Source organism: Bacillus sp. RC251 (assembly GCF_044908765.1).
Taxonomy (GTDB): Bacteria; Bacillota; Bacilli; order Bacillales; family Bacillaceae_G; genus Bacillus_A; species Bacillus_A wiedmannii.
The window spans coordinates 124,281-145,441 of sequence record NZ_JBIYDP010000001.1 but is presented as its reverse complement, the minus strand read 5'-3'; the positions used below and the strand labels follow the sequence as shown (position 1 = coordinate 145,441).

Annotated in this window: 20 protein-coding genes and 1 riboswitch; of the genes, 7 read left to right on the top strand and 13 right to left on the bottom strand. The window is 34.3% G+C overall.

From position 1 onward, the window contains the following. Nucleotides 1-720: 720 nt before the first annotated feature. The gene (locus ABH961_RS00770) at nt 721-8,058 is read right to left on the bottom strand and encodes a SpaA isopeptide-forming pilin-related protein (protein WP_483862359.1); all 7,338 of its coding nucleotides are present in this window, start codon (nt 8,056-8,058) and stop codon (nt 721-723) included. Between the two features lie 59 nt (nt 8,059-8,117). Then, nucleotides 8,118-8,210: riboswitch (cyclic di-GMP riboswitch) on the bottom strand. Between the two features lie 171 nt (nt 8,211-8,381). Beyond that, entirely contained in the window at nt 8,382-8,918 is a 537-nt protein-coding gene (locus tag ABH961_RS00765) for a TetR/AcrR family transcriptional regulator (RefSeq protein WP_098079700.1), read from the bottom strand. Between the two features lie 332 nt (nt 8,919-9,250). Between ABH961_RS00765 and ABH961_RS00760 the strand changes: the two genes are divergently transcribed. Further along, the gene (locus ABH961_RS00760) at nt 9,251-9,634 is read left to right on the top strand and encodes a hypothetical protein (RefSeq protein ID WP_098079702.1); all 384 of its coding nucleotides are present in this window, start codon (nt 9,251-9,253) and stop codon (nt 9,632-9,634) included. Between the two features lie 65 nt (nt 9,635-9,699). Here ABH961_RS00760 and ABH961_RS00755 read toward each other — a convergent pair whose 3' ends face one another. From ABH961_RS00755 to ABH961_RS00730, 6 genes are all read right to left on the bottom strand, one after another. Further along, complete coding sequence (locus ABH961_RS00755; protein ID WP_098079704.1) at nt 9,700-9,969, bottom strand: CPCC family cysteine-rich protein; 270 nt, start codon at nt 9,967-9,969, stop codon at nt 9,700-9,702. 183 nt (nt 9,970-10,152) lie between these two features. After that, nucleotides 10,153-10,806: a DUF975 family protein gene (locus ABH961_RS00750; RefSeq protein ID WP_048545365.1), complete on the bottom strand. Its 654-nt coding sequence runs from the start codon at nt 10,804-10,806 to the stop codon at nt 10,153-10,155. 192 nt (nt 10,807-10,998) lie between these two features. Further along, nucleotides 10,999-12,438, bottom strand: a complete 1,440-nt coding sequence (locus tag ABH961_RS00745; protein ID WP_098079706.1) for a PH domain-containing protein — start codon at nt 12,436-12,438, stop codon at nt 10,999-11,001. Then, complete coding sequence (locus tag ABH961_RS00740; RefSeq protein ID WP_098079708.1) at nt 12,431-12,907, bottom strand: PH domain-containing protein; 477 nt, start codon at nt 12,905-12,907, stop codon at nt 12,431-12,433. Before ABH961_RS00740 ends, ABH961_RS00745 begins: the two co-directional genes overlap by 8 nt. A gap of 79 nt (nt 12,908-12,986) precedes the next feature. Beyond that, on the bottom strand, nt 12,987-13,154 hold the full coding sequence (locus tag ABH961_RS00735; RefSeq protein WP_000783808.1) for a hypothetical protein: 168 nt from the start codon (nt 13,152-13,154) through the stop codon (nt 12,987-12,989). A gap of 2 nt (nt 13,155-13,156) precedes the next feature. Continuing rightward, nucleotides 13,157-13,738 carry a TetR/AcrR family transcriptional regulator gene (locus ABH961_RS00730; protein WP_098079710.1) on the bottom strand — a complete coding sequence of 194 codons (582 nt, stop codon included), beginning with the start codon at nt 13,736-13,738 and terminating at the stop codon, nt 13,157-13,159. 156 nt (nt 13,739-13,894) lie between these two features. Here ABH961_RS00730 and ABH961_RS00725 point away from each other — a divergent pair, with 156 nt between their 5' ends. Further along, complete coding sequence (locus ABH961_RS00725) at nt 13,895-14,047, top strand: sporulation protein YjcZ (protein WP_141520049.1); 153 nt, start codon at nt 13,895-13,897, stop codon at nt 14,045-14,047. Nucleotides 14,048-14,086: 39 nt separating this feature from the next. Here the strand turns inward: ABH961_RS00725 and ecsC are convergent, their stop codons facing one another. The 3 genes from ecsC to ecsA are packed head-to-tail and all read right to left on the bottom strand — an operon-like array spanning nt 14,087 to nt 16,755. Next, the gene (gene ecsC, locus ABH961_RS00720; RefSeq protein ID WP_000634124.1) at nt 14,087-14,794 is read right to left on the bottom strand and encodes an ecs operon protein EcsC; all 708 of its coding nucleotides are present in this window, start codon (nt 14,792-14,794) and stop codon (nt 14,087-14,089) included. A 13-nt stretch (nt 14,795-14,807) separates the two neighbouring features. Further along, nucleotides 14,808-16,019, bottom strand: coding sequence for an ABC transporter permease EcsB (ecsB, locus tag ABH961_RS00715; RefSeq protein WP_098079714.1), 1,212 nt, complete (start codon nt 16,017-16,019; stop codon nt 14,808-14,810). Then, entirely contained in the window at nt 16,012-16,755 is a 744-nt protein-coding gene (ecsA, locus tag ABH961_RS00710) for an ABC transporter ATP-binding protein EcsA (protein WP_071711167.1), read from the bottom strand. The genes ecsB and ecsA overlap by 8 nt, the downstream gene beginning before the upstream one ends. A gap of 559 nt (nt 16,756-17,314) precedes the next feature. Here ecsA and ABH961_RS00705 point away from each other — a divergent pair. The 3 genes from ABH961_RS00705 (at nt 17,315) to ABH961_RS00695 (ending at nt 19,153) form a co-directional block, all read left to right on the top strand. Next, nucleotides 17,315-17,749 (top strand): HIT family protein, encoded by a 435-nt coding sequence (locus tag ABH961_RS00705; protein ID WP_001016839.1) that lies wholly within the window; start codon nt 17,315-17,317, stop codon nt 17,747-17,749. 185 nt (nt 17,750-17,934) lie between these two features. Continuing rightward, nucleotides 17,935-18,297, top strand: coding sequence for a YtxH domain-containing protein (locus ABH961_RS00700; protein WP_000030297.1), 363 nt, complete (start codon nt 17,935-17,937; stop codon nt 18,295-18,297). A gap of 298 nt (nt 18,298-18,595) precedes the next feature. Further along, complete coding sequence (locus ABH961_RS00695) at nt 18,596-19,153, top strand: HTH-type transcriptional regulator Hpr (protein WP_000834920.1); 558 nt, start codon at nt 18,596-18,598, stop codon at nt 19,151-19,153. A 5-nt stretch (nt 19,154-19,158) separates the two neighbouring features. Here ABH961_RS00695 and ABH961_RS00690 read toward each other — a convergent pair whose 3' ends face one another. Beyond that, complete coding sequence (locus ABH961_RS00690; protein ID WP_000383652.1) at nt 19,159-19,494, bottom strand: DUF1878 family protein; 336 nt, start codon at nt 19,492-19,494, stop codon at nt 19,159-19,161. A 117-nt stretch (nt 19,495-19,611) separates the two neighbouring features. On the opposite strand from ABH961_RS00690, the gene ABH961_RS00685 reads away from it, so the two are divergent. Beyond that, complete coding sequence (locus ABH961_RS00685; RefSeq protein WP_000172690.1) at nt 19,612-19,806, top strand: hypothetical protein; 195 nt, start codon at nt 19,612-19,614, stop codon at nt 19,804-19,806. A gap of 30 nt (nt 19,807-19,836) precedes the next feature. Here the strand turns inward: ABH961_RS00685 and ABH961_RS00680 are convergent, their stop codons facing one another. Beyond that, entirely contained in the window at nt 19,837-19,950 is a 114-nt protein-coding gene (locus ABH961_RS00680) for a hypothetical protein (protein WP_002007073.1), read from the bottom strand. A 280-nt stretch (nt 19,951-20,230) separates the two neighbouring features. Between ABH961_RS00680 and prsA the strand changes: the two genes are divergently transcribed. Next, nucleotides 20,231-21,097, top strand: coding sequence for a peptidylprolyl isomerase PrsA (gene prsA, locus ABH961_RS00675; protein ID WP_098079716.1), 867 nt, complete (start codon nt 20,231-20,233; stop codon nt 21,095-21,097). Nucleotides 21,098-21,161: the final 64 nt, after the last annotated feature.

Genomic DNA, 21,161 nt, shown 5'->3' with positions numbered 1-21,161 from the left:
CCTATATATCCCTAAAACGATAACAGCATATGTATAAAAGTCTGTGTAGTAATTAGACTGAAAATAAAGATGTACTTTGTGTGTGGGAAAGGAAGTACATTTCATTTACTATCATTACTTAAAACTCCCAAATAGTTGGTAGTTGGTTTTCTTCTTCTTTTAAAGACAGAAAGGAATTTTAATAATGTGCGTAAAGCTCTCACCAGGCTCTTTACTACACACACTCTTATACACATAGAAAAACTATTTTTAGGTTGCTATTTTTTTAGCTTTACATATTTTCGTAACATAAAGAAAAACAAAAGAAAACAAACCGTAACATAAGTTACCGTTTGTAACTTTTCTGTAACACAAATGTAACATAAGGTTTTTAAATATACAATAGTTTTTTTTACATTATTTTCCCTTATCTATATTTCAAGGTGTTAATACAGTGCTAAAACGAGTTTCATCTCCCACCTGCTATTGGACTATCATCCTTTGAATACTTTAGGAAAAAGCCCTCTTTCTTAAAGTACTCAAACAAACATTACGAAGGCCTTTAACCTTTTATTTTCACATTAAATATATATAGTTTTTTTGATATAACAATATTAAGAAAAAAGGACGAATTTTTTCTTCCTTTTTGTTTCTATTTGCATCGTGTTCTTTTGCTAAATGTTTTTTATGCCAAATAAAAAAGGTATCCTCCAATACTTTGAGGATACCTTTTCATTTTTATTATCTCTGCTGTTTTCTACCTAATACGAGCAATCCAAAACTCATCATGATAAGAAGTGCTCCCATATATGGTTCCACAGGCATTTTCTGTCCTGTCTTCGGTAATTCTTTTTCAGGTTTTTCTGGATCCGTCGTTTCTGGTTTTTCTGGATTCGTTGTTCCCGGTTTCTCTGGATCCGTTGTTTCTGGTTTTTCTGGATTCGTTGTTTCTGGTTTCTCTGGATCCATTGTTTCTGGTTTTTCTGGATCCGTCGTTTCTGGTTTTTCTGGATCCGTCGTTTCTGGTTTTTCTGGATCCGTCGTTTCTGGTTTCTCTGGGCCTGGTGGTGCTAAAGAAGTCAATTTGTTTAATACTTCTAATTGAACTGGACTTATCATTCCTTTTGTAATTTCAAATGGAATTGGATTAGTTAATTTTTCATAACCCTTTGGTGCTTCTACTTCTACAAGTGTGTAGTGACCTACAGATAAGTCTGAGACTTTCGCTTTTCCTTCTTTATCTGTTGTTACTTTCGTTACTACTTTGCCTTGTTCGTCATGAACTTCAAACACTGCCCCTGATAATACATGCTTACTTTCAGCAGCCATTTTTGTAATTTCTACTGAACCTTTGTCTAACTGTTCATTCTCTACTTTTAGTAATAAAACTTCTGTCATACCTTTTTTGATTTCGAATGATACTGGTTCTGTTAGTTTTTTGTAACCTGGTAAACTCTCCGTTTCTACTAATTTGTATTTTCCTACTGATAGATCTAAAACCTTCGCTTTTCCTTCTTTATCTGTTGTTACTTTTGTTACTACTTTGCCTTGTTCGTCTTGTACTTCGAAGACTACACCTGCTAATGCTTTTTGACTATCTTTATCTACTTTTGTTACTTCTACATTTCCCTTGTCTAACATTTCATTTTCTACTGTTAAAGCAAGAGATTTCGTCATACCTTTTTCAATTTGGAAAGTAATCGGATCTACCAATTGCTTATATCCTTTTGGTGCTTTTACTTCTACTAGCTTGTATGTGCCAACTGATAAATTAGTAACTTGTGCGTGTCCTTTTTTATCTGTCTTTATTTTAGCGACTACTTGTCCTGCTGCATCTTGAATCTCAAATACTGCATCAGCTAAAGCATCTTTCGTTTCTTTGTCTACTTTTGTAATTTCTACATTTCCTACATCCACTAATTCATTTTCTACAGTCAATTGTAATGCTGTAACTCTACCTTTTTCAATTTCGAATGAAATTGGCTTTTCTAGTGGTTTGTATCCTGCTGGTGTTTCTACTTCTACTAACTCATACTTTCCAATAGATAAATCTGAAACGTTTGCTTTTCCTTCTTTATCCGTTGTTACTTTCGCAACTACTTTTCCTTTTGAGTCACGTACTTCAAATACAACATTTTCTAATGGTGCTTTACTGTCTTTATCTATTTTTGTGATTTCTACATTCCCCGTATCTACCATTTCATTTTCTACAGTGAACGCTAAAGATTTTGTCATACCTTTTTTAATTTCAAATGGTACAGGCTTTTCTAATTTTTTGTAGCCTGGTAAACTCTCTACTTCTACTAGCTTGTACTTTCCTACTGATAAATCTGCAACTGTTGCTTTTCCAGCTTTATCTGTCGTTACTTTCGTTACTACTTTGCCTTTGTCGTCTTGAACTTCAAAGACTACACCTGCTAACGGTGCCTTATTATCTTTATCTATTTTTGTAATTTCTACATTTCCCGTATCTACCATTTCATTTTCTATTTTTAATGATAGAACTTCTGTCATTCCTTTTTTAATTTCAAACGATACTGGCTCTGTTAATTGTTTGTAACCTGATAAGCTTTCTTTCTCTACTAATTTGTACTTTCCTACAGATAAGTCTGAGATTTTTGCTTTACCATTTTTATCTGTTTTTACTTCCGTTACTACTTTGCCTTTTTCATCTTGTACTTCGAAAACTACGCCTTCTAATGCTTTCTGACTGTCTTTATCTACTTTTGTAATTTCTACTGAACCTTTATCTACTAGTTCATTCTCTACTTTTAGTGATAAAACTTCTGTCATTCCTTTTTTAATTTCAAACGATACTGGCTCTGTTAGCTTTTTGTAGCCTGGTAAATTTTCTGCTTCTACTAGTTTGTAATTCCCTACAGATAGATCTGAAATTTTCGCTTTTCCTTCTTTATCTGTTGTTACTTTTGTTACTACTTTGCCTGCTTCATCTTGGATTTCAAAGACTACGCCTTCTAATACTTTTTGACTATCTTTATCTACTTTTGTAATTTCTACTGAACCTTTATCTACTAGTTCATTCTCTACTTTTAGTGATAAAACTTCTGTCATACCTTTTTTGATTTCAAATGATACTGGCTTCGCTAGTTTTTTATATCCTGGTAAGCTTTCTACCTCTACTAGCTTATATTTTCCTACTGATAAATCAGCAATTTTTGCTTTTCCTTCTTTATCTGTCGTTACTTTTGTTACTACTTTGCCTTTTTCATCTTGCACTTCAAATGTTACGCCTTCTAATAACGCGCCACTTTCTTTGTCCACTTTTGTAATTTCTGCTGAACCTTTATCTAACAGTTCGTTCTCTACTTTCAATGATAAGACTTTCGTCATACCTTTTGTAATTTCAAATGATACTGGTTTTTCTAGCTTTTTATAACCTGGTAAACTTTCTACCTCTACTAATTTGTAACTTCCCACAGATAGATCTGAAATGTTTGCTTTTCCTTCTTTATCTGTTGTTACTTTCGTTACTACTTTACCTTTTTCATCTTGTACTTCAAAGACTACGCCTTCTAATGCTTTCTGACTGTCTTTATCTATTTTTTTAATTTCTACTGAACCTTTATCTAACTGTTCATTCTCTACCTTTAGTGATAAAACTTCTGTCATACCTTTTTTGATTTCGAATGATACTGGCTCTGTTAATTGTTTGTAACCTGGTAAGCTTTCTTTCTCTACTAATTTGTACTTTCCTACAGATAAGTCTGAGATTTTTGCTTTACCATTTTTATCTGTTTTTACTTCCGTTACTACTTTGCCATTTTCATCTTGTACTTCGAAAACTACGCCTTCTAATGCTTTCTGACTATCTTTATCTACTTTTGTAATTTCTACTGAACCTTTATCTACTAGTTCATTCTCTACTTTTAGTGATAAAACTTCTGTCATACCTTTTTTGATTTCAAATGATACTGGCTTCGCTAGTTTTTTATATCCTGGTAAGCTTTCTACCTCTACTAGCTTATATTTTCCTACTGATAAATCAGCAATTTTTGCTTTTCCTTCTTTATCTGTCGTTACTTTTGTTACTACTTTGCCTTTTTCATCTTGCACTTCAAATGTTACGCCTTCTAATAACGCGCCACTTTCTTTGTCCACTTTTGTAATTTCTGCTGAACCTTTATCTAACAGTTCGTTCTCTACTTTCAATGATAAAACTTTCGTCATACCTTTTTTGATTTCGAATGATACTGGCTCTGTTAATTGTTTGTAGCCTGGTAAGCTTTCTTTTTCTACTAATTTGTACTTTCCTACAGATAAGTCTGAGATTTTTGCTTTACCATTTTTATCTGTTTTTACTTCCGTTACTACTTTGCCGTTTTCATCTTGTACTTCGAAAACTACGCCTTCTAATGCTTTTTGACTATCTTTATCTACTTTTGTAACTTCTACATTACCCTTGTCTAACATTTCATTTTCGACTGTTAAAGCAAGAGATTTTGTCATGCCTTTTTCAATTTGGAAAACAATCGGATCTACTAATTGCTTATATCCTTTTGGTGCTTTTACTTCTACTAACTTGTATGTTCCAACTGATAAATTAGTAACTTGTACTTGTCCTTTTTTATCTGTCGTTATTTTAGCGACTACTTGTCCTGCTTCATCTTGAATCTCAAATACTGCATCAGCTAAAGCATCTTTATTTTCTTTGTCTACTTTTGTAATTTCTACATTTCCTGTATCCACTAATTCATTTTCGACTGTTAGCTTTAACGCTGTTACTCTACCCTTTTCAATTTCGAATAAAATTGGTTTTTCAAGTGGTTTGTATCCTGCTGGTGTTTCTACCTCCACCAACTCATACTTCCCAATAGATAAATCTGAAACGTTTGCTTTTCCTTCTTTATCCGTTGTTACTTTCGCAACTACTTTTCCTTTTGAATCACGTACTTCAAATACAACATTTTCTAATGGTGCTTTACTGTCTTTATCTATTTTTGTGATTTCTACATTCCCCGTATCTACCATTTCATTTTCTACTTTTAATGATAGAACTTCGGTCATGCCTTTTTTAATTTCAAATGATACTGGTTTTTCTAACTTTTTATAACCAGGTAAACTTTCTACCTCTACTAATTCATACTTTCCTACAGGTAAATCTGAAACACTTGCTTTTCCTTCTTTATCTGTCGTTACTTTTGTAACTTCATTACCCTTTTCATCTTGTACGATGAATGTTACTCCCGCTAACGGTGCTTTATTATCTTTATCTATCTTTGTTATCTCTATATTTCCCGTATCTACCATTTCATTTTCTATTTTTAATGATAAGACTTCGGTCATGCCTTTTGTAATTTCAAACGATACCGGCTCTATTAATTTCTTATAACCTGGTAAACTTTCTTTTTCTACTAATTTATACTTTCCTACTGATAAATCATCAATTGTTGCTTTTCCATCTTTATCTGTTGTTACTTCTTTTACTACTTTATCTTTTTCATCTCGTACTTCGAAGACTACGCCTTTTAATGCTTTCTGGCTGTCTTTATCTACTTTTGTGATTTCTACTGAACCTTTATCTAACTGTTCATTCTCTACTTTTAATGATAGGACTTTCGTCATACCTTTTGTAATTTCAAATGACACTGGCTCTGTTAGTTTTTTATAACCTAGTAAGCTTTTCGTCTCTACTAATTTGTACTTTCCTACTGAAAGATCTGAAACGGTTGCTTTTCCTTCTTTATCTGTTGTTACCTCTTTGACTACTTTATCTTTTTCATCTCGTACTTCGAAAACTACGCCTTTTAATGCTTTCTGGCTGTCTTTATCTACTTTTGTAATTTCTACTGAACCGTTTTCTAACTGTTCATTCTCTACTTTTAATGATAGGACTTTCGTCATACCTTTTGTAATTTCAAACGATACTGGCTCTGTTAGTTTCTTGTAACCTGGTAAGCTTTTCGTCTCTACTAATTTGTACTTTCCTACTGAAAGATCTGAAACGGTTGCCTTTCCTTCTTTATCCGTCGTTACTTTTCTTACTACTTCACCTTTCTCATTTTGGACTTCAAATTCGACATCCGCTAATGCTGAACCGTTTTCTTTGTCCACCTTTGTAATTTCTACATTACCTTTATCTGTCATTGCATTTTCTACTGTTATTGGGAATATGCCGTCCCCTGTTACATTTACTTCGAATTCTGTTTCTTTTAATTGGTATCCTTCAGGCGCTTTCGTTTCTTTTAAAATATATTTTCCTGGCGCTAACGGTTTAGAAATTGCCTTACCATCTTTATCTGTAATAATATGCTCAACTACTACACCATCTTTTACTATATCAAACTCTGCATTTGCTAATGGCTTTTCACCATTTTCCGAATCAATTTTCTTTAATTCAATTTGACCCTTTTGTATAGTATTTTTAATTTCAATTGTTTTTGTTTCTCCAGCTTGAAGTGTAACCTCTACTGGTTCTTTTAATTTTTGATATCCTTCTGGTGCTACTGTTTCATAAATTTTATACGTCCCAGGAGCTAAAGTTTGAGGTACTGAAAAGCCATTTTCGTCCGTTATCAGTTTTGCAACAACTTCATTTGCACTATTTCGAACTTCAAATTCGGCACCTTTTAACCCTTTGTTCGGATTCTCAGCATCTATTTTATGAATCGATACTGTACCTTCTTTTGGAGCTTCAGGCGGTGTAACAGTTACTTCTTTCGATGTTAATGTTTTATCATCAAAATGTAATTCTGCCTTATTAGGAATCTTCTTATCTACGTAAGAAGATAAGTCTGCATTAGCTTTAATTTTCGCCTTAATACTAAGGTTAATTACCTGGTCTTCATATGACTTATAGTCAAAACTCTCACCGAACGTAAATGTTACTTCACTTTTTTGTTTATCTATCTTTAGTGTTCCTTTAGAAGTAATATCTTGGCCATTTTGATCATATACTTTTGCCTCTAATACTTCTAAAACATCCTCTAAATCATCACTAATTACCATTGACGTATAATTAGACGGATTTTTCGGTATATGTGTACCAACTTGGTATTGAATAGGTTGATCCATTTGCGCTAACTGCTGATTCTCTACAAGCTTACCATTCTCATCAACTATATTTTTTTCAATACTAGGTGGATTATCGTCGCCTGAACCGGTTCCTCCCCCACCACTTACGAATACTTCTCCTACTTTTTCTTCAGTTTTAATATTTTTGCCTTCTAATTTCACTGTATTTTTATGAGGCTTTGCAGCAGGATTAGTAATCTTTGTTTTATATCTTAAAATATAACCTTTTGAACTGTCTGGAAATTCAATTGTAAATCCAGTCTTCGTTGCATTGATTTTAATTTTAGATAAATCTGCTGGCTTAATATTTGTTGGTGCATAGCCATCTTCAAATACAGCCTCTTCTAATACTAAGCTATCTGTAATTAATTCATGTCCAGGTCCTAATGTGTCTGTTAATTTAAGATCTTGCATTTCTGTTCCAGTTGCATTTACATATACAAGCCAATCAGCAATGGATGGATCTTCTTGATTATAAGAACCCCATTTCAATAAATTATCTGTATTGGGATGTGGCTTCGGTCTCTCTGTCGTATTATTTACACTTACTTCTTTATTAACGATTTGACCATCAACGTTAAATTCTAATGGAATTTCTTTGACACCATCATATGCTTCTAGCCCAAAGTAGAATTCTACGAATAAAGAACCTTTAACGTTATTCTTTCCTTCTACGTAATCACCCATAGTACACGTCAATAGACCTTTTTTCATCTCACATGTACCAACTGTTTTTCCTTCAGCATCTTTTAAAGGAAAACTCATATTCATAAGATCTTTTCTAAATTCTTTTGGCATATCAATTGTGAATTGATCTCCACTTTTTATTTTTTCTTTAGCTGACCACTTCACTTCTACTTTCATGCCATCTGAGGCTTGATATGGTTCAGACGTTGTACCATCAGTACGGGATATATTAATCTCGTCCACTGGATTTTTTATCACAGCGGCTTGAATAACTGGAGCCCACACATTTAGCACTGAAAATAATACTAGAAAAACTAATGAAACCATCGAAATATGCCTCTTAGTACTTTTCATTTGCATAATTCCCTCCTATTTTTTATATTTATATAATAAAAAAAGACCGTCCGGTTGCATCAAAAATGTGCAACCAGACGATCTTAGTAACCAATATGTATTACCGTAGACTCTAAGCTTTGCGGCCTATCCTTTCGAATAGTGTGCTAAAAATATTTTTTATTCTTTTTTTGTTTCATTTTCCTCTTAAACCAAATATTACTATACCGTCTGGACGGTTATAATTCAATACTCTATAAAATTGTTCTATTTTTCTAATAAAAAAAACAATTCACCAGTGCATTAAATAAGCAATGGTGAATTGTTTTACATTATATAGTTCGTATATTCTATTTATATGAATTAAAAATAAGAGCTTGAATCACTTTTTCTCTTAATTCGGGGCTTAGTCTTCCAACCCCTAAATATTCCGAATACCATAATCCATCTGCCGCTAATCTAATAATTGTGGCACAAACTGAATCTATCTCATCATTTTCTATTTTATTTTGCAGTTGCTGAAATGATTGTTGTAACGGTTCAAGTAATTCAGGTTTTAGCATTAATGCTGCCATCATACTACTCCCCAGCTCTTCTACTCTTCTCTCATTACTTAATCTTTCCTCTACAAAAGAACGTACCCACCTTCCTTTCTTCTCTAAGTCCTCCGCTACTTTACTGTGAATGGCTTCTTGATACTCCTCCGTCCCTTTGAGTATCATCCCCTCTATTAAAGCTTCTTTAGTTGAATAGTGATACAACAATCCACCTTTACTTATCCCCGCCTCTTTTGCTACCGCTTCTAAAGTTAACTTAGCAACCCCTTTACATTGCACAATTTGAGAAGCGGCTGCTAAAATTTTCTGCCTTGTTATACTTATACTCATTCCTTTTTAAAACCCCCATTTCTACTAAATTTATATAAATACGTATCTTATTTTTAATATCGCTGAGTAATAATAAATATTTTCTTTATACCACAAAGGCTTCATTACCTTTGAATTGTTCGTTACTTCTTCTATTAAAAATTTCCATATCATTCAATATGATAACATCAAACACTCACAATTGACTATACATCTATACAATTATATTCGTTGAAAATATATCCATAAACACAAAATGCATACAAATTGATCATCCTTATATATTCAATCTATAATTTAAAGAGGTTTATATGTTCATAAAAATAAAGTGAAATTTTATAAGGATGATTCCATTGAAAAAATTTTCTATTAGTTATTTAATATGCTTACTGGTTTTTTCTGTCATTGTGAACGTTTTACAGTATACACTAGTTCCAAATTATGCTGACTCCTGGGGACCGATTTGGGTATCCATTATTATGTTTCCAATTATTGGAATCACCCCTGTTCTTATCGGTTGTTTATTAGGTGAATTTTGTTATAGAAAAATAAAAGGAAGTCACGAATTAAAAATTGGAATCCCTTTATTTATATTGTTAGGTATTTCTTACAATCATTTACTCTTTATGTGGTTTAACAAAAGAGATTTTCTATCCTTTTATTTAGAAGCTTTTCTGGATACTGTCCTTCCTATTACTGTGTCATCCGTACTGTTTTATCTTGTCAGACGGCGTTAATTCTTTCATCATTACATAAAAAAATGTTATTACTCCTGATAAATTGAGTAATAACATTTTATTTACTAAATTTGCTTCCAACTAGCATCCTTCACATCTTCACTAGTCGGTTTTCTAACTGATCTAACAAAACATTCCTCACAAGCACCAAATGCAATGAAGTTTTTCTGTGCTTGTCTTAACGAGACTTCATTCGCCCCGCCTTCAAAGTCAGGACCGTTAAACTGAACCTCATCATTTTTTCCTATCCTATCATATAAATCAAGTGCCGTTACTGAAATAAAGAAACTTAATATAGAAAATGAATACAGAATTAAAAACTTGCTCGCTCTCATTCACCTCGCTTTTTTGTTTCACATATATTATTCATTATTTTCACATGAAAAAATAGCCCTCTATGCTAAAACATAGAGGGCAGAATTTTTATATAAAAACCTATACCTTATCCTGAAGTGCTCCCCATAAACAGAAGATCTAAACTATCTGTGCCCTATATTCTTTAGGGGGATAGGTGGTTATTAGAAAGTAGTGTCTTCTTTTTTATAATATTCTTTTGAAATCTCTTCATAAAATGCAGCTGATGTCGTGTAGAAATAAGGTACTAACCATAAGAAACCGATTCCTACAGTAAGAATACTTAAAATGAACCAACCTAAGAAACTTAAGCATAGTAAAAAGTAATCCATTTTATGCCCATTCATCATACGACGACTTTCAGTAATCGCTTGATTCGCTGTATATTCTGGATGATCATTCAAAATAAAATATGTCATAGAATAAGAAAATGATTTAATAATACCTGGAATAATAAGAAGTAATGTCCATAGAGTCAAGTATACATACATTAGTAAATATGTTAAAAACGACTTCATCAACTTACTTCCATCGCTAAACCATCTAAATATATGACCAATGCGAGCATCAGTCCCACGAATTGCATTTAAAACAAGATAATAGGCACCTATTGTTAATGGACCAATAACAAGCATTACAATAATACTTACTGTAAGTGAATCACTTGCTTCTTCCCAACCCCAAAATATCGAGAAAATACCTGTGGTTAGCATTTCAACAGCTCCAATAAGGATTCCGACTAATAAGGTTGCCCCTACCGCTAATCCCCATTTTCCTTTTAATGCATCAAGTGCTTCTCTTTTTAACTGACTTATCATATATAGCCTCCTAATACTTTTTCTATATTAGTATACCATTTATATTAAAAATCCCACAGATTTCCTTGAAATAGAAGTATACTACTTTTTCGATATATATGTGCTGTAGCTGTAATAATATATATGGAGGAAGCCCCTCATTTTCCTATAACAAAAAAAGCCTACCTTTCATAATAGGCAAGCTTTTTCAAGTTAATCTTCACTTAATTCCTTCTTATACCAACCCTGCATTCTCTCCGCATCTTCTACTCTCGTATGCTCTAATTTATAATTTGATGATGCGTTAGAGAATTTGTACGTACATAAATCCGCACGGCGCTGGAAATAGGATTGTGTCTTTTCCATTGATTGGACGTGCCTTCTTCTAACAAGCCCTGTATATTTGCCGACACTGCGATATACAAGCGTAATTTGCTCTCCGTTTACACTGTAACCATTTGTTTTAAATGTTGCGTATCCAAGTGTAAAGATGAGAATCGCGAGCGGAATGAATGCCCACATGATGTAATACTTTTCAAAGTATATACTTATTCCAGTAAGCGGGATTGCTAGCATAGCGAAAAAGATGAAACTATCAATGAGATAGCGGCGCAATGCTGCTTTTGGTAATGCAATAATGTTTGTATTCAGTTCATATGGTAGTTGTAAATGTGCGAGTAACTGTTGTACGCGATCTTTTCGAATGATAGGATGCAGTGTAACTTTTTCTTTCTCGTCACCCAGTCCTTTACTTTGAATCACTTCTACTTGTACAGCACAATAACCGAATGGCTGACGTAAAATACTTTCTTTTATCGTAATACCTTGAATGCGGTGTAATTTTAGAACGAGTTCTTTTTTCTCAAGTAATCCTTGCGAAATGCGGACTTCATCATTTCTTCGATTCACTGTGAAATCTCCATGTTTTAGCGCATAACCGATTGTAGATATAATCCATGAAAGGACAATCAAAATAGCTATCATGAAAATCCAGCCATATATATCATGTTCCATTACATACGACTTGACGCCATTCTCTATCCATTTCGGAATGTACTCATCTACTTGGTGATACACGAAAAAGATTAATGAGAATAATAGTCCAAACTGACCAGATGTAACAGACGCTAGCAAAATTTCTTTCCAAGTTAATTTATATTCAGTCGCTTGCTTTTCCTCTGTTACGATTTCTTTCTCGACTACTTCTTCTGATGTTTCTTCTGCTTTCACTTCTGGAGTTGGATCATTTAGCATTGCAATAAGCTCTGTTGCTTCTTCTACTGTAATACCAGCTAAGCTTACTTCTGCATCGTCGCCTCCGCCAGCTGTTTCGATTTGAATTTTCTTTAAGCCAAGCATTTGATACAACACGTTAGAACTTGTATTAATCGTTTGAACACGTTCTTTATTTAAATAGCTCTCCTTCTTCACAAAGAGCCCTTGCTTCACATGTAATACGTTATTTTCGACCCAATATGTTGTGTAATACCATTTTTCAAATGCTGAAAAAACGGTGAGTAAGCCGAATGCAGCGGGAATTAAATACCAAAACGGGAATTTTCCATTTAAGCTAAACATGAAAATAATGAGTGGTATAAAGTCTGTTATTTTTAATTCTAATAACATCGTGATTGGATGCTGTCTCTTATACATCCTCATCACTCACTTTCGCTAATTCTGCGATTTTCGTTTTCAACATTTCTGCTTCATACATCGTTAAGCCTGGGATACTGTGAGAAGTTGCAGCTGTTGAAATGTGTAATTCTGCTAAGCCATATTTCCTCATAATCGGCCCTTGTTTAATCGTCACGTGCTGTACACGAATCATCGGTACTAATACGCGCTTTACGACGAAAAGACCGTGCTGAATTTCAAGCTCTTCTTCATTTAATTGATAACTGTAATAACGTTGACGTAGTTTCGGGAATAAAAAGTAAGAAAATGGTACGAACACAACTGTCAGCCCAATCATTACATACAAAATCCACGCCCACCAATCAAACTTTATCATGAGGAAAAGGTAAGCTAAAATGACGAGAATACCGATTCCTTCTTCAATTACAGCACGAACTTTCCACACCTTGACCATGTCAGGGTGAATTTCATTTTTCAATGGATCCATGTAACCACTCCAAATCTAGTAATCTAATATACGAATACTCTCAATCTATATTTTACATAACTTTACATAAAATTGAAATTTAATCTTCTTTCTTCTCAGGAATAAAATATCCGAACCAAAGTAGCCAAATGAAGCCAATTAACTTCATCCAACTTCCATCTGCTTGAAAAGCTTCAATCATACCTGGTATTTTATAAATCCCAATAAATCCAAGAAAACCGAGCCACCAGTTTTTTTGCATTTTCATTTTTATTCCTCCTTCATTACGTTTTTCACATTTTGAATCCAAATTTCTTTATACTTTAACTGGAATCCCATCAGCATGTAATTACTCATATTATCGATTACGAGCGCTAACGTATGAGCATTTTCTTCCGTTGCATGTTGTGACACAACGTCAAGTTCTACACCTTTCTTCAATAAATCGTGGAAACCATTTAAGAAATCTTCTTGTATTTCAAATAAGCGTTTCTGATACTTTTCATTTCGCGCCGCAGTTACGATGAATTCATTTATAACACGTAATATTCCTTCTTGCCCTTCATACTCAGAGAGCATATGTAAACCATCGGCATTTAATTTTTCTGCAAAGTTTTCTTTCGTATATTGTTCTTTATTGAAATAACTTACGAAATGATACCCAGAAAAAATTTCTTCAAATAAAAAATCAACTAACGCTTCTTTAGAAGAAAAATGATAATAAATAGCCGGTTTTGAAATACCTACCTCTTTCGCGATCATGGAAAGGCTCATTTTCTCAATGCCGTGCTCTGCCATGAGTTTAAATGATGCCTCTACAATGTTTTGCGATGTTTGTAAATTCTTTGTCATACTGTACCTCACTTATTTTTACTTACCGGTCGGTAAGCAAATTATAAAATGAAACGAAATGATTTGCAAGTTAGTTAGAGTGACAGAAGGGATTTATTGGTAAATGCAGAAAAGTATAAAGTAAAAGCAACATATAACAATAAGGAGGATATTCCTATGGGACTTGGCGGTAAAGGTGGTAGTGGTGGCACTTGTGGCGGTGAAGCTGGACAAGACGGTAAGAGCGTTAGTAGTGGGTATATAGTACTCATTGTGCTCTTTATCGTATTGATTGTAGTCGGAGTTGGCTATAACGGCATTAACTTCTAAAAAAAGCATCCTACATTACACATGTAGGATGCTTTCTTTCTAATTTCTATTAAGTATTCGCATACGATAACAATTCATCGTCACTTCTCCGAGCCTTTGCAGTAATTGATAGTTCGCATATGCGCCGACCGGGGCACCGATTATCGGTACGAGCTGAAGCATTTTTGCTAAATCGATATAGTCTCGGTACTCTGTTTGGAACTTTTCCCAGTCCATATGATTTTCTTCTTCTGTATCCCACGTTTCGATTGCTTTCCATATTTCTTTTCGGTGATCGTCACTTGAAAAGGCAAGCTGGAAAACGTGAAGGATAAAAAGGCGCTCTTCTTTATCGCTCGTATCAAATCCGTACAACGTTGCTGCATCGAATAAAAATTTAATTTTAATGCCGAGTAAGAGCGGAAAGTCAGCAAGGCCAAGGAGAATACCGCCAGCTCCCGTCCCTGCTCCTTCTGCCGCTGCTATTTTTTTGTACTCATCCATTTTTTTACGTACTTCGTCGTCTCTTCTTTGCAATGACCAATTCGTCTCTTTTAATTTCGGCTTTATAAAGTTTGATCCGGCACTAATCGTTTGCACCATCATCCGAATCGTTTCTGTTAATACTTTTTGCACTTTCGCCGGAATAAGCTGTTGTACTTTCGTCTGCACTTTCTTAGAGAAGCGTGTCATCATAGAAGAATCTTTCATGAATGTAGCTTTCCACTGCTCCAATTCTTTTATAACCTTCTCTTCGTATGTAATCATAGGTTCATTCCCTTCAATTTAAACGCTCAATACGTTTCGCCCCGTATTGATAAACGAAACCGATACTAAATACTATGCTTACGACTAGTAAAATTCCCGTCATCATGAAATCTTTCGTCGCAAGGGCGAATATAACTGTAAATACAACGCTGCCGGTAATAAGGATCGCATTTAATAAGACAAGAAAATCTTTCTTCTTCTCTTCTCCCCCTACCGGATACAAATCAAGCCAAATCTTCATGCGGTGATGTTTCCATAAAGTTAATAACTGATAACCGATTAAGTATAGGAAAATAAGGCTTACGATAAATCGTCCATATAAAAACGGAATGAAGTAAAGAATAACTCCTCCAAGAGCGAGCAAACGCACATATAAGCCGAAATAGTTACCAGATCGTAAAAACGTTCTCGTATATAAGTATAAATATGTACGCTTTTCGCCAATCATCGAAAGAATGAAATCAAGCCATTTTCTACGTGCTACTCTTTCTTTTAATGCAGGTACATCAACGAACATATTCGCGATGCGGTACAACAGCATCATCTTCTTACCTTCTTCAGAAATTAAGTACTCCCAGTTTAGCGGCTTTCCCTTCACCATTTGATGCAGTACTACAAGGTATAACACCATGAGAAGGACGATTCCGCCAACAAAAATAACGGAAGTACGCTCTACAAGGAAGTACACAAATAAACCGTTTAAAATAAAACGAATGAACCAATCAGCTCTTTGTATATTTTGATCTGTTAAAAATGATTTTTCCCATGCTACGAATAAGTTCCATGCTTTTACAATGACAAACGCGAGTACAATCCATATGTAAGCCGCTCCTGTTTGCTTCATTTGCTGGAAGTATAACGGGGCAAGCGCTGCCGCTACGATTGCGATTATGTATAACTGAATCATAAACGTAAAGAGAAATGCCTTTGTGAAGTACGGTTTTAACTTTTCTTCAACTGGCAGCAAGTAAACGAGATCTGCTTCTTTTAATAACGTTTGAATAGATCCGGCCGTTAATACGAGTCCGAGCAACACTGCCATAACGAGCGCCGCCGGAAACGAAGGTGTTAACGTTTGTAACCATTGCTGGTAATAATACGCTCCTGCGCCGATGATAAATACGAAAATAAATTTCAAATGATCATTAAATACGTATTTACTATATGTACGAACTTCTTTTAGAAAGTGACGAAATCGTTCTTTCCATAATGCTGTGCTATTCATAATCTTCTTCCTTCGTTAATGCAATATAAATATCATCTAACGTTGCACCTGGCATATTAAAATCGGATTGCAGTTCAGATAATGTTCCCTTCGCTCTTACTTCGCCTTGATGCAAAATAATAAACGAATCACAATAACGCTCTGCCGTCGCTAAAATATGTGTACTCATTAAAATACCTGCACCGCTCTTTTTCATTTGATCCATCATTTGAAGGAGTGATTGAATCGCTAACGGATCAAGCCCAACGAAAGGTTCGTCCACAATGTAAAGAGATGGTTCCACTAAAAAGGCACTCATAATCATTACTTTTTGTTTCATCCCTTTTGAGAAATGAGACGGAAACCATTTTAAACGATTTTTCATACGAAATTCTTGTAATAGTTGTCCTACACGTTCTTCATATTGTTTTTCATCGACACCGTACGCCATCGCTGTTAACTTCAAATGTTCTTCTAACGTTAGCTCATCATATAATACTGGTGTTTCTGGGATGAACGAAAAACTAGAACGGTACGCTGTCATATCGTCACGAATTGTTTTCCCATTAATTGTGACAGTTCCTTTTTTCGGTTCCATTAAACCGATAATATGTTTAATCGTCGTACTTTTACCCGCTCCATTTAAACCGATTAAGCCGACAAGTTCACCTTTATTCACAGAGAACGAAACATCTTTTAGTACAGGTCGTTTCGTATATCCTCCTGTAACATTTTCTACACGCAATAACTCGCTCATACGACACCACTTTCTTCATTTATATTCGTTCTATATTCATCTTACCAAAAATTACGCTGTACTACATAGTATCGATGCGTTCAAAAAAAATTTAAATTTGTTCGCATATATTTTTACGAAAGCGGACATCATAATTAGTGAAGAAGGAACACATTGAAAAAGCAACCACCTATTGATGAGTACAACAACATAGTGAAGTCATCATGAAATGGGGTGTCCATGTTGGACAAAGAAATTTACACATAACCAGATCATTTGTTTCATTTTAGAAACGGGGTGTCTCCGAAAGAGCATATACTGTTTTAAAAAATAAACAATTTCCTTTTATAAAGATTGCAATTCATTTCACTTGAAAATGGGGTGTCTACGGCAGAAACTTTAGCCGATTTACCGTGCATTTCTTAAATAAATGAGGTGTCTGCGAAACGTAAATTACGATAATGCTTTTTCAATCCCTCTTCAGAAAACAGGAAGCTGAGTCAGCTTCCTGTTTTTCGTGTTTGTTCTCTTATATAATTATGGTAAAATACGGCTAAGGCTACTTGAAAGGATGAGATCAATGAACCATACAGCGGACAATTGTATTTTTTGTAAAATTATTGACGGGCAAATCCCTTGCTCAAAAGTATACGAAGATGAACATGTGCTTGCATTTTTAGATATTAGTCAAGTAACAAAAGGACATACTCTTGTTATTCCAAAAGTTCACAAACAAGACATTTTTGCGTTAACGCCAGAAATCGCATCACACATTTTTTCTGTCGTTCCGAAAATCGCAAATGCGATTAAAGCAGAGTTTAATCCAGTTGGCTTTAACCTACTTAACAATAACGGTGAAAAAGCTGGACAAACTGTGTTCCACTTCCACCTTCATTTAATTCCACGCTACGGTGAAAACGATGGTTTCGGTGCTGTTTGGAAATCACATCAAAATGAATACACAATGGAAAATTTACAGAACATCGCAAGTACAATTGCAAATAGTGTGGAATAGTGACACTATAATAAGAAGTAATACATAACAAGCCACTTTCCTAAAGTGATTACATATTGCATGGCTTGTTTCTCCATTCAAGATGCTGGGGACTGTGCACTGCACACTTTTCTTTCCCTTGTCTTAAAGATATGCATATTTTTTCACATCATGAATACGAACAAAAAATAAGGAGGTTTCCTTTTATGTCAAAAGCTAAATCCTTTATTACAGGTGTCATTTGCGGCGGAGCAGTTGCTGGATTAGCCGTTCTTTTCTCTACTCCTTCTTCTGGTAAAGCTATGCGCGGTAAGCTGAAAGAAAAAGGAACTGATATTAAAAAGACTTTAGCTGATATTACAGCTGATACAAAATTATTAAAACGTCAAATCGTTGAAACTGCTTCGGAAGGTAAAGAAGTGTTTCAAGAATTAAAAGAAGATATGCAAGACACGCTTTCTAACTGGAAGCAAGATATTTCTCAAAACAAACGACATATTGAGCAAGAAATTTTGGACATTCAAAAATCCATTGAGAAACTACAAGAAGCTGTTCCGGAAAAAGCGTAAACAAATTCCTGCTTAGTTTTTTGCATATAACAAATATTTTTTATATAAATTGACCTTAACACGGCATATCACATAGATATGCCGTGTTTTTATGCATTTACAATATATGTTATCACTTAACATGTAAGGACAACACATGTATTCACGACTCATAAAACGCTTCCATAGTTATGCATGATTTGTATAGAATGTCATTTTTCCGAAAAATTTTCACAATTCTCACAAAAAGACTTTATTAATTTTTACTTTACTGGCATAATAGATAGTAATGAAAAAGAATGTTAAAGTGGGTGAGTAAATGAAAAGTGGAGAAAAAGATTACTCGGTAAAAGAAGCGATGATTTTCAGCCAACGCATTGCTCAATTATCGAAAGCGTTATGGAAATGTGTAGAGAAAGATTGGCAACAGTGGATTAAGCCTTACGATTTAAACATTAATGAGCATCATATTTTGTCAATCGCTTATCATTTAAAAGGGGCTTCTATTTCTGAGATTGCTAAGTTTGGAGTTATGCACGTATCAACGGCGTTTAACTTCTCGAAAAAGCTGGAAGAACGCGGCTATCTTGTATTCTCGAAAAAAGAAGATGATAAACGAAATACGTACATTGAGATTACAGACAAAGGGGAAGAATTACTACTTCGCTTAATGGAGGAGTATGATCCTGAAAATAACTCTGTATTTAATGGGGCTCTTGCACTTCGTAATTTCTATGGTAAGTTCCCAGAAAATATCGAACTTATCGCTATCTTGCGCAACATTTACGGACAAGACTTCATCGATATTTTTGAGAAATCATTAGAGAATATTGAGGAGAATTTTACGGAATCCGATCAGAAGTTAGTTAAGAAGTAATCTATTTATTGTTTCGCAATCATGCTTAAGAATTCATTCATAAGCGGCTTAAATAAACCTTGTTTTGCTAGCGCTTCCGCAGTTTCGTGTACTTCGAGCTGATGTGGAAGCGCTTTTTCAAATTGATCTAACAGCGCATCGAACAAAAGAAGCCCTTCTGCTTTCTCCACTACATATTGCTCGTTCAATATTTCACAAAGATTTAGTATACGTTCAATATCTTTTTTACGAGCTTTTTTCTTTATGATCAAAGAATAAAATGGACACTTTTCTTCATCAATCATTTTAAATAGTAGGTCTACGTAGTATTCAGCTTGTTCTAATCTTCTAACAACGTCCATTTTCTCCCTCTCTTTCTAACACAAAGTCTTCTATTTCTGAATTTTATAACACGAACAAAATATCGTATGATACAATATATAAAGTATATGTATTTTACCAAAAGGAGGTCTCGCCTCATGACACTTATAACAGTTGTTTTTGTCGCATTCGCACTTCTTGTTATATTTTACACGAATTTCATGACACATACACTGTGTGAACGAAAACAAATAGCTGCGAGCCGCCAACCCGGTGTCTTTCGGGTTATTAATGTATGTATAACAATTTTATTAATTTCTAGTTATATAGAAATTATATTTCATGGAAAGTGAGGAAGGAAGCCCCTTCCTCACTTTTTTCCTCTATAAGCAAATTATACCTACTATAACCAATAAAATAAACAGTACAAGTAATAAAATAAGTTGAGAATTCATCCCCATCCCCTCCTCTTTTCTGTATATGCGGCATGCGCCCAATATGGAACACCTTCAAAATCTGACACGTACTGGTTAAATTTTCTTTATCAATATGAAATCGAGTCGAAATATGATATATTAAATTTTGTACATATTGCTTATACTATGAAATAAATGACACGCATCTTAACTTTATCCTCAAGCCTCGGTAAGCCCTGTTAAGCGCGCTTTACCAATATACAAAGCAAAAGTATCAGTGAGACTTAATCGGGCTCTTATGAACTAAAATTCATTGGTGTAGGATAAATTAAAAATACATAATAGTAGGAGTGTTTATCGAATGAAGAAAGCTATGCTTGCCTTAGCCGCAACAAGTGTAATCGCATTATCAGCATGTGGAACAGGATCATCATCAGACAAAATCGTTACATCTAAAGCTGGTGACATTACAAAAGACGAGTTCTACAATCAAATGAAGACACAAGCTGGTAAACAAGTACTAAACAACATGGTTATGGAAAAAGTACTTATTAAAAACTACAAAGTTGAAGACAAAGAAGTAGACAAAAAGTTCGATGAAATGAAAAAACAATACGGTGATCAATTCGATACACTATTAAAACAACAAGGTATTAAAGAAGAAACTTTAAAAACTGGTGTGCGTGCTCAATTAGCGCAAGAAAAAGCTATCGAGAAAACAATCACTGATAAAGAATTAAAAGATAACTACAAGCCTCAAGTTAAGGCAAGCCACATTCTTGTAAAAGATGAAGCGACTGCTAAAAAGGTTAAAGAAGAACTTGGACAAGGTAAATCTTTCGAAGAGTTAGCGAAACAATACTCTGAAGATACTGGTTCAAAAGAAAAAGGTGGCGACTTAGGATTCTTCGAACATGGTAAAATGGTTAAAGAATTCGAAGATGCTGCTTATAAACTGAAAAAAGATGAAGTAAGCGAACCTGTAAAAACACAATTCGGTTACCACATCATTAAAGTTACAGACATTAAAGAGCCAGAAAAATCATTCGAGCAATCAAAAGCTGACCTGAAAAAAGAGTTAGTTGCGAAGAAAGCACAAGACGGCGAATTCATGAACGATCTTATGATGAAAGAAATCAAAAAAGCTGACGTAAAAGTTGACGATAAAGATTTAAAAGATCTTTTCGAAGAGAAAAAAACTGACGCTAAGAAAGACGAAAAGAAATAATGAATTGAAAAAAGCTTGGGCTTCGGCCCAAGCTTTTTTTGTTTGCCCTCTCTTTGCGATACAT

Coding starts and splice junctions, on each gene's coding strand:
- ABH961_RS00770 (WP_483862359.1), bottom strand. CDS start 8,058: ATGCAAATGAAAAGTACTAAGAGGCATATTTCGATGGTTTCATTAGTT.
- ABH961_RS00765 (WP_098079700.1), bottom strand. CDS start 8,918: ATGAGTATAAGTATAACAAGGCAGAAAATTTTAGCAGCCGCTTCTCAA.
- ABH961_RS00755 (WP_098079704.1), bottom strand. CDS start 9,969: ATGAGAGCGAGCAAGTTTTTAATTCTGTATTCATTTTCTATATTAAGT.
- ABH961_RS00750 (WP_048545365.1), bottom strand. CDS start 10,806: ATGATAAGTCAGTTAAAAAGAGAAGCACTTGATGCATTAAAAGGAAAA.
- ABH961_RS00745 (WP_098079706.1), bottom strand. CDS start 12,438: ATGTATAAGAGACAGCATCCAATCACGATGTTATTAGAATTAAAAATA.
- ABH961_RS00740 (WP_098079708.1), bottom strand. CDS start 12,907: ATGGATCCATTGAAAAATGAAATTCACCCTGACATGGTCAAGGTGTGG.
- ABH961_RS00735 (WP_000783808.1), bottom strand. CDS start 13,154: ATGAAAATGCAAAAAAACTGGTGGCTCGGTTTTCTTGGATTTATTGGG.
- ABH961_RS00730 (WP_098079710.1), bottom strand. CDS start 13,738: ATGACAAAGAATTTACAAACATCGCAAAACATTGTAGAGGCATCATTT.
- ABH961_RS00725 (WP_141520049.1), top strand. CDS start 13,895: ATGGGACTTGGCGGTAAAGGTGGTAGTGGTGGCACTTGTGGCGGTGAA.
- ecsC (WP_000634124.1), bottom strand. CDS start 14,794: ATGATTACATACGAAGAGAAGGTTATAAAAGAATTGGAGCAGTGGAAA.
- ecsB (WP_098079714.1), bottom strand. CDS start 16,019: ATGAATAGCACAGCATTATGGAAAGAACGATTTCGTCACTTTCTAAAA.
- ecsA (WP_071711167.1), bottom strand. CDS start 16,755: ATGAGCGAGTTATTGCGTGTAGAAAATGTTACAGGAGGATATACGAAA.
- ABH961_RS00705 (WP_001016839.1), top strand. CDS start 17,315: ATGAACCATACAGCGGACAATTGTATTTTTTGTAAAATTATTGACGGG.
- ABH961_RS00700 (WP_000030297.1), top strand. CDS start 17,935: ATGTCAAAAGCTAAATCCTTTATTACAGGTGTCATTTGCGGCGGAGCA.
- ABH961_RS00695 (WP_000834920.1), top strand. CDS start 18,596: ATGAAAAGTGGAGAAAAAGATTACTCGGTAAAAGAAGCGATGATTTTC.
- ABH961_RS00690 (WP_000383652.1), bottom strand. CDS start 19,494: ATGGACGTTGTTAGAAGATTAGAACAAGCTGAATACTACGTAGACCTA.
- ABH961_RS00685 (WP_000172690.1), top strand. CDS start 19,612: ATGACACTTATAACAGTTGTTTTTGTCGCATTCGCACTTCTTGTTATA.
- prsA (WP_098079716.1), top strand. CDS start 20,231: ATGAAGAAAGCTATGCTTGCCTTAGCCGCAACAAGTGTAATCGCATTA.